Annotated in this window: 11 protein-coding genes; 8 read left to right on the top strand and 3 right to left on the bottom strand. The window is 47.2% G+C overall.

Annotated elements, in window-relative coordinates; all coding sequences use genetic code 11:
* Positions 1 to 547: 547 nt before the first annotated feature.
* On the bottom strand, positions 548 to 778 hold the full coding sequence (locus HQRW_RS06660; RefSeq protein WP_011571508.1) for a hypothetical protein: 231 nt from the start codon (positions 776 to 778) through the stop codon (positions 548 to 550).
* A gap of 181 nt (positions 779 to 959) precedes the next feature.
* Positions 960 to 1,136: a hypothetical protein gene (locus HQRW_RS16100; RefSeq protein ID WP_011571507.1), complete on the bottom strand. Its 177-nt coding sequence runs from the start codon at positions 1,134 to 1,136 to the stop codon at positions 960 to 962.
* 336 nt (positions 1,137 to 1,472) lie between these two features.
* Here HQRW_RS16100 and HQRW_RS06655 point away from each other — a divergent pair, with 336 nt between their 5' ends.
* The 8 genes from HQRW_RS06655 (at position 1,473) to HQRW_RS06615 (ending at position 12,274) form a co-directional block, all read left to right on the top strand.
* Positions 1,473 to 2,270: an MOSC domain-containing protein gene (locus tag HQRW_RS06655; RefSeq protein ID WP_014555984.1), complete on the top strand. Its 798-nt coding sequence runs from the start codon at positions 1,473 to 1,475 to the stop codon at positions 2,268 to 2,270.
* A gap of 514 nt (positions 2,271 to 2,784) precedes the next feature.
* Positions 2,785 to 3,954, top strand: a complete 1,170-nt coding sequence (locus HQRW_RS06650) for an extracellular solute-binding protein (protein ID WP_011571505.1) — start codon at positions 2,785 to 2,787, stop codon at positions 3,952 to 3,954.
* Between the two features lie 5 nt (positions 3,955 to 3,959).
* Positions 3,960 to 4,973 carry an ABC transporter permease gene (locus tag HQRW_RS06645; RefSeq protein ID WP_014555983.1) on the top strand — a complete coding sequence of 338 codons (1,014 nt, stop codon included), beginning with the start codon at positions 3,960 to 3,962 and terminating at the stop codon, positions 4,971 to 4,973.
* Positions 4,970 to 5,986: an ABC transporter permease gene (locus HQRW_RS06640; RefSeq protein ID WP_014555982.1), complete on the top strand. Its 1,017-nt coding sequence runs from the start codon at positions 4,970 to 4,972 to the stop codon at positions 5,984 to 5,986. Before HQRW_RS06645 ends, HQRW_RS06640 begins: the two co-directional genes overlap by 4 nt.
* Positions 5,987 to 7,006 (top strand): ABC transporter ATP-binding protein, encoded by a 1,020-nt coding sequence (locus tag HQRW_RS06635; protein WP_011571502.1) that lies wholly within the window; start codon positions 5,987 to 5,989, stop codon positions 7,004 to 7,006.
* A gap of 257 nt (positions 7,007 to 7,263) precedes the next feature.
* On the top strand, positions 7,264 to 7,575 hold the full coding sequence (locus HQRW_RS06630; protein WP_014555981.1) for a hypothetical protein: 312 nt from the start codon (positions 7,264 to 7,266) through the stop codon (positions 7,573 to 7,575).
* 753 nt (positions 7,576 to 8,328) lie between these two features.
* The gene (locus HQRW_RS06620) at positions 8,329 to 10,386 is read left to right on the top strand and encodes a hydantoinase/oxoprolinase family protein (RefSeq protein ID WP_014555980.1); all 2,058 of its coding nucleotides are present in this window, start codon (positions 8,329 to 8,331) and stop codon (positions 10,384 to 10,386) included.
* A gap of 58 nt (positions 10,387 to 10,444) precedes the next feature.
* The gene (locus HQRW_RS06615) at positions 10,445 to 12,274 is read left to right on the top strand and encodes a hydantoinase B/oxoprolinase family protein (protein ID WP_014555979.1); all 1,830 of its coding nucleotides are present in this window, start codon (positions 10,445 to 10,447) and stop codon (positions 12,272 to 12,274) included.
* A gap of 469 nt (positions 12,275 to 12,743) precedes the next feature.
* On the opposite strand, the gene HQRW_RS15825 is transcribed toward HQRW_RS06615, so the two are convergent.
* Entirely contained in the window at positions 12,744 to 12,917 is a 174-nt protein-coding gene (locus HQRW_RS15825) for a hypothetical protein (protein WP_158307739.1), read from the bottom strand.
* Positions 12,918 to 13,037 lie beyond the last annotated feature (120 nt).

The raw sequence follows: 13,037 nt of genomic DNA, 5'->3' as shown, positions 1-13,037 counted from the left end.
CCCAATACCAAGCCAGGACACCGTTGGAATCGGTGTGTGACCGGTCACTGGGCAATCTCTAGGGAGTGGCAAGCCTCCAGTACTCCTCTCCTCACCCGAGGCGAAGTCTCTGTGTTGGTTGTGTCACAGGAGCTTCGATCACTGTCACTGTCACCGGACTCGGAGTTACTTGTATTGGTGACGAGAGCCCGATACTCGTTGTTTGATTCCCACGTAGGGCACACCCTGTTTCCAGCGTGGGCGGACACTCACACTCGAACCGCTACTTTTCGGGCACTCGGCTACATCGGCGTCAGAGCCAATGCGCCTGTTGTCCAGCAAAACCGGTTGAAAACTACAGTATGACGGCGCGTATCCACGCCGTGAACAGGCGTGGGATTGCGCCTGTACCATCTATAATACATACCAAATCGAGTATGCCGCCCCACCGTGGTCGGGGAACACTCAATAACATAGAGCGGAGGCAAACCAGTAGAAGAAATCCGACAACTGACTATACTGATTCGAGCGTTTTGTTCTGTATTTATTATCTTCGCCCCCGGTCAGGTCAGTTTGTATGCATCGTCGGCTGTTCATTGATTTTGTTGTTGTATCCACCACCCCCTCCCCCATCTTCATCCCCATCTTCACTTTCATCGCTATCGCCTCCAGTATCTCCATCATCTCCGCTATCTTCGCTTTCTCCAGGACCAGTACACCCTGCAAGACCTACACTGACTGCGATGATAATCATAGAAAGGAGTGTTCGACGATTGTGTGGCTTGTCAATTTGTTTCATACTCTACTCACTCACAGTCAGATCATCTTAATTATTCTGGATGGTATTCCTGATATGTGGCGAGGAAATAAACGAACGAGAGTTACTCACTTTGAGATAGAGTCAAGACGAATCAAATGTCGTCAGAGAGGCAAATAATATATAATCGATTGTATGTGCATTCCATTGAAACTATTTGCTCTCAGTCACCTTCCATGACACTCAGTGCTGGTCGGTCTCCCCGTGGGTCAAGATCAGTAATCGACTCAGTGAGCTCAAATTCTTCATACTCCTTCTCTACTACTTCTTGGGTGATATTCTCGTTCGGGGTAAACGCCGAGATTCTCTCGCTGATTAAAGATAGTTTGGTGATACACATCAACACCACCCGTATAGGGAATAAAGACAGTCGGTTTATTCGATATTCTCACTCATGTATCAAGAGTCAGCCGTTGGGTACAGTGTTTGTTCGGCGACCTCTATATTGTGTGTTGTACATGCTTCTTCCGCTTCTTTCCGCTTCTTTTCATTGGTCAACAGTATTAATATCACTATGATGAAATAACCGATAGCATTGAAAATCAGCTCGATGTTTGTCAATTTAATCAATTATCTGCAATCTTCGGATGATGGTGTATTCCTTTTCCGGATCATACGTAATTATATACCCTAATTAAACATAACGGTTATATTGATCATATGACTGTATCAGATAGTGCCAACGCTTTCACAAATCCTTACTTACCCGGTCAAAGCACTTGATCCGAGCACTCGTGATCGGGTATCAATAACCAATATTGGCGGACTATCCGGTGATCGGGCGTATGCGATGAAGGATGCTGATGGCAAGTATATACATGGCAAACGTACGCCGGCTGTCCACCGACTTCATACAACGTGTGACTTAGACTCACAGTGGTTCAAAATACGGGTTCATGGGACGGATCAGACGTATGAATTTCAGCTTGACACTGACCGGGAAGCACTTGAGTCATGGCTCTCAGAGTACTTTGGATTGAATGTGATACTCGCAGTCGAACCAGGAGGAGGTCAGACTGACAATGTTATATTTACGACGGATGGGAAGGCTGGTCCAACGGTTATCAGTGAAGCTACAATTCATGAAGTGGCATCATGGTATGATGGGATCTGTCCCGAGCAGATGCAACAACGTTTGCGTCCTAATCTTGTGGTCAGCGACGTTCCACCGTTTTGGGAGGATCGGTTGATAACAGACAGTGATTATCGGTTACAAATTGGAGATGTCAGATTAACCGGCGCTGAGCCAATCCCACGGTGTATTGTTCCTGCTCGTCATCCTCATACCGGTATGGAGTACGATGGATTCCGAGAGACATTTGTGCAAAAGCGAGCCGAAACTCTTCGGGCGTGGGTTGATCCAGACGATCTTGACGAAAATCTATTCAGTCTCATGATCGGAACCGAAATACCAGAATCTGAACGAGATGGCGAGCTTGCTGTTGGAGAGACAGTTCAAATCGTATCAAGGTGATATCTTTGCTTGCTCTGGCGCCAGGGGTCATGGATAGAAATCATATTATCAAGACAGGCAATCCGCCCCCGAAGCGGCGTCAGCCGTTGAGTCGAATAAATTGAGGTAGTTCACATGAACATAGAGGGAATCTTGAGCGTTCAAACAATAAGATCTGTATCCTCTCGGAGATCCTCAGCGAGTGCTGGGTAACTCAGATAGATAGACTGCAAATTGTGATGATCAACTGGGTGTAGACTCGAAGTCACGTTGCTGAGTATCAGGATTAATACTATTCAAGTAGATGTCTGTGAGGATATGTATCTCAAATCAAGCCTCCACAGCACATGATGCAGGTCTGTCGTCCGCAGATACGGTGAGATTACTCTAAGGTCAGATATTGTAGTATCATTATTATATATTGTATATATCGCTATACATCACAAATATAATAGATTACTGATATATAGCATATGTACTATTCAGTAACAATATTATAAATCCATTTTTAGATGATGTTCGGAAATACAATTGAATGAATCCAACACGGCGACGACTTCTAAGCGGTCTCGGCACAGCAGCTGCAGTTGGGCTTGCCGGGTGCTCCGGTGGTGGTGACTCGGGGTCAACTTCCAGTTCTGCGTCTGGGTCTGGATCTGGGTCTGGTGATGCTGAATCATTCGAAGTCGGGTATGGTGATTATCAGACCTCAGTTTCTGCGAGTGATTTCCCAGATAAACTGTTTGTTTATGCTGTCCAGACCGGGTGGTCAAACTGGGGCGCACTCATGCAGGAGTTCGAAAACAACTATCAAGTTGCTCTCAATGACGATCAGCGCTCCTCAGGTGAAGCACTCTCGCACGCTCGGCAGAATGCGCAGGATCCAAATCATTCTGCAATGAATGGTGGGTACACCTTTGGTGTGGTTGCGCGAAACGACGGATTGACACAACCATACAAGCCGGCTAATTATGATAAAGTGCCAGATACGCTCAAGACCGACGATGGTCATGTCACCGCGACTCGCCGGATGACTACAACGGTTACGTATCGAAAAGATCTCTACGAGGAGCAAGGTATTGAGCCTCCAGAGACTTGGGAGGATCTCAAACGACCCGAAATTGCGTCCAATCTTCAGATACAACCCCCGCAAGCAGCGGTTGGACTTGCTGGTGCGATCTCAATCAACAATGCATACGGTGGTTCACTGGACGATGTGCAACCTGTCATCGACTATTACAATGACGTGAAAAGCAAAGGAGCAGTGTTCGCCGGCAATGTCGAGCAGAAATTCACAAAGGGCGAAATACAGACTTTTGTTGAGTATGACTACACCGGTCTTGATCTGAAATATAACTCTGACTCTATCGCTGAAGATAACGTTGATGTCTCGTTGTTATCCGGTCCTAATGGCGAGAAGGGTGCGTTCAATCAGCCATATGGGTATGCGATGCTCAAAGGTGCACCAAATCCTGCGGCTTGTAAATTATTCATGGATTACACACTTTCACTCGAAGGGCAACGAAAGTTCCTGGATGCTTTCGTTCGACCAATCCGAGCACCTGAACTTGAATTGCCAGAGGAGTTCCCAGCACAAAGTCGATATGAGGAAACCCAATTCCAAGTTGATTATGGGCAACTCGTCGAGAATCAAGAAAGTATTATTCAAGAAATTGGAAAGGGTGTCGGACTGACTGGCTACTGAATTCAATGTCCACGCTTGATGAATCATCAGTACTTGGCCGCATTCGAGAAACCCGCCTTGGGCAGGTTATTTTTCCAACCACTGAACGCGGTCGGAAACGCCGCCGGATCGTTGCACTGGCGGTCCCATTTTTTATCCTCGCGACATTTGGTGCCTTCATCCCACTTGCGAAGATGTTCCGAATCAGTGTCTCTGAAGAATTTCTGTATGCTGCTCAAGGATGGACAATTGAGCCATATCGTCAGTTGTTTGCCTCGATTGCTGCATTTATTCCAATCATCGGGACTGAGCTCTCAAGCACAATCGCAGGTGGAACAGAAGCCGTTGATGATGTGTATGGGGCGACGATCTGGAACTCGCTGTGGTTTTCAGCAATTACCACCGTCTCAAGCGTTATACTCGGCATTGCACTTGCACATGGGCTCGAAAAGTATGAACTCCCAGGTAAAGACTTACTTATTACACTTATTTCGTTTCCAATCAGTCTCCCTGGGATTGTCGCTGCGTTTATGATGATCGTTCTTTTCGGGCAGACTGGATTTCTAACGAACTTCTTCGCCGTTTTGACTGGGGCAGAGCCGCTGAATATCCAACTCACCGGACAGCCCTCTGGCACGGTACTTGCTATTACTGGTCTCTTCTTTGGCTATCTTTATTCGATGATCCCTCGGGCAACGTTGTTGTTGCGTGGAACATACGCTGAGGTCAATACCGACGCTGAGGAAGCTGCCAGAGCACTTGGTGCAACTCCAATGCAAACATTCCGATATGTCACCCTTCCACAGATTCGTCCAGGCATTGTGGGTGCATGCATCCTGACGTTTCGGACGGCACTTGCCATCTTTGGCACTGTGTTAGTTCTGAAGTCACTCTCGGTTGTTACGTTCCGATTTGATCAACTTGTCAAAGTTGGATATGAATTAAATATTGCCTCAGCACTTGCTGGAGTCTTCTTTATATTCACCGTATTATTTACTTTCCTTAGTCTCCGCTACACGAGTGCGGAGGTAGCACAATGAGCACTCCAGATTCAGACTCAAATTCAAATAACACACAAGCAATCACCGGTACAGTGCCCGAGCGTGAGCCTGGACAACTCGGTCGACTTTCTGCAATCTATGGTCGAAAGCTGATTACGGTACTTATTTTTGTTACTGTTGGGTTTCTTATCGGTCCGGTATTGATCACTTTCGTTGCATCGTTCTTTCAGAACTGGACTGGCATCCTTCCAAGTGGTGGATTTACCGTACAAAACTGGGCACAAGCACTTGGAATCGGTGCTGAAAGCATTGGCGCTCAACGGGGACTTGGTGGGTTCTGGACATTTGTTGCCCCGGACATTTTATTTATTCTTCAACTCCCAGGGATTGCAGACATCACGGTCTCATTTCCCTTTGATATACGCATCCCGACACCAATCCCAGTCGCATTAGGATTCAGTGTATTACTTGCCCTACTCGGCGTTGTTATTAATTTACTTGTTGGTGTTCCGATTGCATATGCAGTCACCAGATATGACTTTCCTGGTCGACGGCTGATGAACACGTTTGCTGTATTACCTATTGTTCCCGGAATTATCCTTGGTATTGCCTTTCTGAAGACATATCCTGGCCTTCCAAGTGTTATTGCACTTGTGTTGGGGTATTCACTGTTGAAGATTCCATATATGGTACTTGCTGTTCAATCATCATTTGAGTCGATGGACCTGCGAAGCATGGAAGAAAGCGCCCGTTCGCTTGGAGCCTCCTGGACAACCACCTTTCTACGCGTCATCATTCCAGGAGCAAAACAAGGCATTATCTCAGGGTCAATCATTTGCTGGACGCTCGCGGCTGCGGAATTTAATTTCTCATATGTGGTATACTCTAGTGGTCCACGACCATTCTCATTATTCTTATTCGAGAATATTTCCAATAATCCATTCTTGCGGGCTGCAGCCGCGATCTCAATTTACTTTGTGATTGTCGCTGCGGTGACAGCACTGTTGAATTACGTTGGTGAAAACGGCTTCTCAGTTGGAGGTGTCAGATAAATGGCTGAACAAGTTACAATCGACAATATTACGAAACAATTCGATGAAACCGTCGCTGTGGATACTGTCTCATTAACTGTCGAACCAGGGGAGACAATTGGGCTCGTTGGTCCTTCTGGATGTGGAAAAACAACGACGCTTCGAACGGTTGCAGGATTTGAAACACCAAATGCAGGTCGCGTCTTATTCGACGGTGAAGAGGTGACACACGTCCCGCCCGAACAACGCAATGTCGGATTAGTATTTCAATCGTATGCGCTGTTCAATAATATGACCGTTCAAGAAAACGTTGAATTCGGATTAAAAATGCGAGATATGCCAAAAGAACAGCGTTCTGAACGGGCAGCAGAGCTACTCACGCTACTCGATATCGGTGAGATGGGGAATCGTGACCCAACAACACTCTCAGGTGGGCAACAACAGCGCGTTGGTCTCGCTCGAGCGCTAGCAATTGAACCCCGTGTTCTGTTACTTGATGAGCCAATGACTGGCTTAGACGCTAAACTTAAAACGCGATTACAGCAGGAGATTGGCTCATTACTCGATGAGATTGATGTCACCTCATTATATGTGACTCATGATCAAAGCGAAGCAATGGTGATGTGTGATCGGATTGCCGTAATGAATGACGGGCATATTGAGCAGGTCGGAACACCGGCTGAGATCTATGAAGCTCCAGCAAACAATTTTGTTGCAGACTTTGTTGGGACTTCAAATCGACTGGATGCAACAATTCGTAATGGAACGCTTGATTTGGGTCATGCAACCGTCACAGCACCAGCAAACGCTCCCAATGGAAGTGTGACTGTCGTTGCTCGCCCAGAGGCGTTTACGCTTGATGAAGGACCAATCGAGGCGACAATCGAGGATCGATTTTATCTCGGTGAGCACGTGCGGATGACAGCACGCACGCCGGATGGTCACGAACTAACACTTCGGTTTGACCCAACTCACGCCCCTGAGTCCCGACATGTGACGCTCTCGCTTGATCCTGACCGCGTGCACATACTCAGGAATTAACCGGCATGGACAGGGTTTTGTCTGATAGTGATTGCTTCGAATAGTTTCACCGGCGGTGTCGAATGACGCGGGTTCAGCGGCTCCTATCACCGACACGAATAACCACGGCGGTAAAGACTTGCACTAATCACTATGAATCGGACCGCACATGTGGTGAGTCGGTCCGGATAGTTTATCGACGAGATTGATATGTTGAATATAGTATCTCATCACTATCGACCGACACTGATTGTATCCTGCATATCTTATCTGTATGTATGTCGACGACCTGTGCACTCTGTCGTCGCATCGTCCCGGATGAGCGTCTACAGGATCCACAAGCTGTGCAAGAGCACCACCTTCGACCTGAAGAACGGGCGGAGAGTCCAACCGTGATGGTGTGTCGACCGTGTCATAAACAGATTCACGCACTGTTCACGAATGATGAGCTCAGATCAGAGTATGATACCATTAACGCACTCCGTTCAGCCTCGCGACTAACGGAATATCTCTCATGGATTCGTGGAACAAATCGGCTTGATATCAATGTTGAAACGAGTAATCATGTCCGCCAACAACAGAACAGGTGAAACTGAGAACAAGATAGTGCTATGACTGATAATAATTCCAGTCGTCGAATAATCAAAAGAGATGGAACGTTCAATTGTGGGTATGATTATTATTTATCAACAATATGACTAGTATCTCACAGTTCGACCGAGTTGGGCAGTGTGGTACCCGTGTCGGATAGCACCTCGTCCTCAGTGCTTTGGTTTCAATGTGTTTCTTTTGTTCTTACTGGAGATTTCAGGTAAGATTCTCTGAAACCGTGCTTTCACCCGAAGCCAGCATCAGACTTCACACAAAGAGATGACTATAGCACCGATGGGTATATTCAGCAGAGTTCGACAATGTCGAGTACACTATGAGTCTGAGACTATCGATAGCGCTGCCTGCCCGTCATCTCGATGGCGATTTCATTATTTTCGGGACGTCATCGTGTCATTCACGCCCGCCTCTATGTGATCGAGAGACTCGGTTGCTACTTTGATGTATACCGACGACTGCTCAAACAGATACTCGATGAGGTCATTGGGGACAACGCATCCAGAAACAGAGATGTGACACAGGTATCAAATGTCGGGTTCGTTGCGTTCCCGATAAAATATCAGAATGGGGATTAAATCCAGAATTATGATGATCCAGACAGAGAGTATGCCAACATGGTCATATAACGAAATCGTATATCACCGACTGATAGTGACAGTCGCACGCACGAAGGGATGATTAATCATAACACACACGAAGCTCAATACTATTCATCATTATCATAAGAATGAGTAATGACAAGAGACACTGAGCCGCGGGTTGGCATCGATATCGGCGGGACGTTCACTGATCTCGTCGTAATTAATAATGGGACGGTAACTGTCACAAAGACACCATCGACAAACGCTCAAGAACGTGGCGTACTGGGCGGACTGAATCAATTAACCGAGTCAATATCGCTTTCAATATCAGACATTGGATTTGTTGCACATGGGACGACTGTTGCGACGAATGCTGTCTTAGAGGAAGCGTGGGCTGACACTGCGCTTATCACGACTGATGGATTCCGAGATGCACTTGCGATTGGTCGACAGGCACGTCCAGATATCTATGACTTCCAGACCGAGAAGCCAACTCCAATCGTTCCTCGACAACGTCGTTTCACTGTCCCAGAGCGAGTAACAGCCCAAGGCACAATCGATACGCCACTTGATGAGGATGCGGTTGAAACACTCGCAGCGAAACTCAAAAATGCAGATATCGATAGCGTTGCGATTAGTCTCTTATTCGCGTATGAAAACCAAGTCCATGAAACCCGTATCAAGGAGATATTAACCGAGCATAATGTTGATGTGAGCTATTCATTATCAAGTGATGTTCTCCCAGAAATCCGCGAATACGAGCGCACATTGACAACAGCGCTGAATGCAGCATTAAAACCGGTTATGGACCGCTATATCGGTAATCTTGAAACAGAGCTAACGCGTGCTGGTGTCACAACAGATCTCAATATCATGCAGTCAAACGGAGGCATTATCACTGCGACCGTGGCGCGAGATGCCCCAGTAAATACACTTCTATCCGGACCAGCAGCGGGCGTCCAGGGAGCGACATACATCGCTGAATTATGTGATATCTCAGATGTTATTACAATGGATATGGGGGGAACATCGTGTGATGTCTCATTAGTCCACAATGGCACACCAACGATTTCGCGAGATGTGACTGTCGGTGAGTACCCCGTGCATACACAGATGATTGATATTCATACCGTCGGGGCTGGCGGTGGGTCGATTGCATGGGTTGATGAAGGCAATGCACTTCGTGTCGGACCGCAGTCAGCAGGCTCGGATCCTGGTCCAATCAGTTACGGCAAAGGGGGCAATCGCCCAACAATCACCGATGCACATCTTCTACTGGGTCGACTTGACCCGTCTTCGTTCCTCAGTGATAATGTTGCTGTTGATATTGCACAGATTCGTGAGATATTTGAAACGAAACTCGCAGCGCCGCTTGGGATATCGATTGAAACCGCTGCACAGGGTGTCATTGATGTCGCAAATGCAAGCATGCAACGGGCACTTCGGGTTGTCTCTGTTGAGCGTGGATATGATCCCCGCGAATTTGGACTTGTTGCCTTTGGTGGTGCAGGACCACTCCATGCGACTGCAATCGCCTCAACGCTTGACATTCCGCGAGTCATTATTCCACAGACTGCAGGCGTCTTATCAGCACTTGGATTACTCATCAGTGATACTATATATGATTTCAGTAACTCACACGTTCGACCATGGGATGTGGTTTCTTCAACGACGCTATCAACAATGTTCACAGAGTTCATTTCAGACGGGCGTGCACAATTGGATGCCGAAGGAATCTCACCCGACCAGATGTGCTTTGAACGGTCAGTTGACCTCCGATATGCCGGGCAATCATTTGAGTTATCTATTTCAGTCCCACCTGGGGAGATTGATACCGAGACACTATCAGTCATCGAATCGAGATTTCACAGCGCTCATGAGCGACGATATGGTCACGCTGATAAAACAAAACCGCTTGAACTCGTCACCGTTCGAACACGCGCTCGCGGAAGTACTACTGAGCCAGATCTCACGGTGACCACCCCAGAGACAAACACTGCTGTGAGTGATGCTATTATCGAGACCCGATCGGTCTGGTTCGATGGTCAACAGCGCGAAACACCCGTATATGACCGGTCACAACTCCCCCCTGAAAATACACTTACCGGTCCGGCAATTATCGATGATGCTCAGAGTACGACCGTTATTCGTCCAGAGCAAACCGCAGAAATCGATACATATGGAAGTGTTATCATCGAAATAAATCCATGAACTGTATGAGAGAGCTCATCCGATATTCCCATCATATCCATCCTCACAGCCATATGAGATGAGAATAATGAATCCAGAGACAAATATGAACACCAACACTAATACCAATACAGATACCGGCGCTGACAACACCAACTCAGATGCTGACATTAATATTGATCCAATTACACTTGAGGTAACACGCAATGCAGCAGCTGCTGTGTGTGAAGAGATGAATGCAACGCTTATTCGAACGAGTTATTCTCCAAATATCAAAGAGCGACAGGATTGCTCGTGTGCATTGTTTGACCGTGATGCGCAAATGATTGCACAAGCAGAAACAATTCCCGTACACCTTGGCGCAATGCCATTTTCAGTTCGTGCTGCGATCGAGCGATTCCCACCATCTGAGCTTAATCCAGGTGATGCTATTGCAGTTAATGATCCTTTTGCAGGGGGTGCTCATCTTCCAGATCTCACAGTTATTAGCCCAATATACAGTGATACTGATACTGATAGTAGTGATGAACTGATCGGATTTGCAGCGAATCGGGCACATCATGCCGACATTGGCGGTGCATATGCTGGGAGTGTCGCTGCAAATTCAACAGAAATCTATCAGGAAGGGCTTCGAATCCCTCCGGTAAAACTGTTTGAAGCTGGTGAGCAGAATACAGATGTATTTGAGCTTATCTTAACGAATGTCAGAACGCCTGATGAACGACAGGGAGACCTTCGTGCGCAAAAAGCAGCAAACGAAACAGGTCGACGGCGATTTCAAGAGCTTGCCAATCGATATGACTCTGATACATTCCTCGCAGCGACTGACGCAGTCAAGAATTACTCTGAGCGTCGAATGCGCACTGAGATTGAGTCGCTACCGGATGGCGAATACTCATTTTCTGATGTTCTTGACAGTGATGGGGCTGGGAATAGATCGATTACGATTACCGTTACAGTAACCATTGAGGGTGATACGGTACATGTTGACTTTACTGGAACAGCTGAACAGACAGATGGTCCGGTTAATGCTGTGCAGGCAGTGACGACCTCAGCAACCTATTATGCTATTCGTTGTCTCACTGACCCAGATATTCCACCAAATCACGGTTGTTATCGACCTATCACTATTGAGACGCCATCTGGGACTGTTGTTAATCCTGACCCACCAGCAGCTGTTGTTGGCGGGAATCTTGAGACATCTCAGCGAATTACAGACGTAGTGCTTGGTGCCTTCGGTGAAGTGACGCCTAAGCGGATTATTGCTGGATCACAGGGAACAATGAATAATGTCACATTTGGGGGGACCGACCCTCGAGATGGAGATCAATACACGTTTTATGAGACCCAAGGCGGTGGGTTTGGTGGTCGTGCCGGAAAGGATGGGCTTGATGGCGTCCATGTTCATATGTCGAATACACTAAACACACCTGCGGAAGTGCTTGAAATAGCATATCCACTTCGTGTGATGCAGTACTCACTTCGCCCAGACTCAGGAGGCGCTGGCGAGTATCGTGGTGGATTAGGGCTTCGTCGCGATATTCAAATACGCAATCATGAGGCAACATTCAGTTTACTTGCTGATCGGCATGATCATCACCCATACGGGCTCACTGGTGGTAACCCAGGTGACACTGGAGCAGCGATTCTCAACCTCCCAGATGGTGAGTCAGTTACTCTTGATGAAAAACTAACACGGACATTACCTGCGGGGAGTATTGTCAGCATCCGGACGCCTGGTGGTGGTGGATACGGCGCTCCAACTGATCGTGAAAGAGAGGCAATAATACGTGATCTTGATGCTGGGAAGCTCACACCAGCGCATGCAGTTGACGTATATGACTATCACGATGATTATAATTCTGGGATTGCTGAGAGTAATGACAAAACAAATACCGATTCTCAATAGCCGATTCGGATTCGGACTCCAACCCGGTCTCCAACCCGGTCTCATAATGTCTCGATTTTAGTCCTTGAGGACATTGTTGAGTTGCTTCGAAGTTCGGCTGTCGCGATCTCAACGCTGTCGCTAATCACATCAGATAGTGATGCTGAAGTCGGTCCTTTGAGACGCTCCAAACCCGAGGGAGAAGCAACAAGCGGTGGTTTACACTAATCGTATCGAGGAGCGGGTATGTATCAACAATTAATAGCTGTTCAGTTCGAACGATCATCAAAAGGAGTGCTGACGTCGTGACGAGTCGCGTATTACCGAATAAGGTATGAGTTAGAGCTTGTCACAGAGGAAGAACACAGCATCGAGATTACCCGCGAGGGTGACCGCAGCGTTTTCGCCATCGTCAAGCGGAAAACTCGGCATCAAGAACAACTGAGTGTCTATCGAGCGTTTCGGTTCGATCAAGGACGATATAGCATGATCATGCATAATCATATGCGTTATCATACAAGCCAATCTCCTGGAGTTCCTCGGTGACGGCAGTTGGGACGATACCTTTGTGATGGACGTAACACAGCACGAGTGGATCAGAACCATTGTCAGCAACAATTCTGACACTAACGACGGCAGGGCTATCACCAACAAGTATCGGCATCTATACCTTGGCGACCCTGCCGATGAAGTCTTCATCCAATTATCTTTAGAGCGGTCTTTTTACAGAGATGTTTACCCTGCTCAGTCTTGTGTTTCTTCAATATGTTTCTTGTCGATGGTC

It is taken from the genome of Haloquadratum walsbyi C23, assembly GCF_000237865.1.
Lineage (GTDB): Archaea > Halobacteriota > Halobacteria > Halobacteriales > Haloferacaceae > Haloquadratum > Haloquadratum walsbyi.
This window is presented reverse-complemented; position numbering and strand designations above follow the sequence as displayed.

Coding starts and splice junctions, on each gene's coding strand:
- HQRW_RS06660 (WP_011571508.1), bottom strand. CDS start 778: ATGAAACAAATTGACAAGCCACACAATCGTCGAACACTCCTTTCTATG.
- HQRW_RS16100 (WP_011571507.1), bottom strand. CDS start 1,136: ATGTGTATCACCAAACTATCTTTAATCAGCGAGAGAATCTCGGCGTTT.
- HQRW_RS06650 (WP_011571505.1), top strand. CDS start 2,785: ATGAATCCAACACGGCGACGACTTCTAAGCGGTCTCGGCACAGCAGCT.
- HQRW_RS06645 (WP_014555983.1), top strand. CDS start 3,960: ATGTCCACGCTTGATGAATCATCAGTACTTGGCCGCATTCGAGAAACC.
- HQRW_RS06640 (WP_014555982.1), top strand. CDS start 4,970: ATGAGCACTCCAGATTCAGACTCAAATTCAAATAACACACAAGCAATC.
- HQRW_RS06635 (WP_011571502.1), top strand. CDS start 5,987: ATGGCTGAACAAGTTACAATCGACAATATTACGAAACAATTCGATGAA.
- HQRW_RS06630 (WP_014555981.1), top strand. CDS start 7,264: ATGTCGACGACCTGTGCACTCTGTCGTCGCATCGTCCCGGATGAGCGT.
- HQRW_RS06620 (WP_014555980.1), top strand. CDS start 8,329: ATGACAAGAGACACTGAGCCGCGGGTTGGCATCGATATCGGCGGGACG.
- HQRW_RS06615 (WP_014555979.1), top strand. CDS start 10,445: ATGAGAATAATGAATCCAGAGACAAATATGAACACCAACACTAATACC.
- HQRW_RS15825 (WP_158307739.1), bottom strand. CDS start 12,917: ATGCCGATACTTGTTGGTGATAGCCCTGCCGTCGTTAGTGTCAGAATT.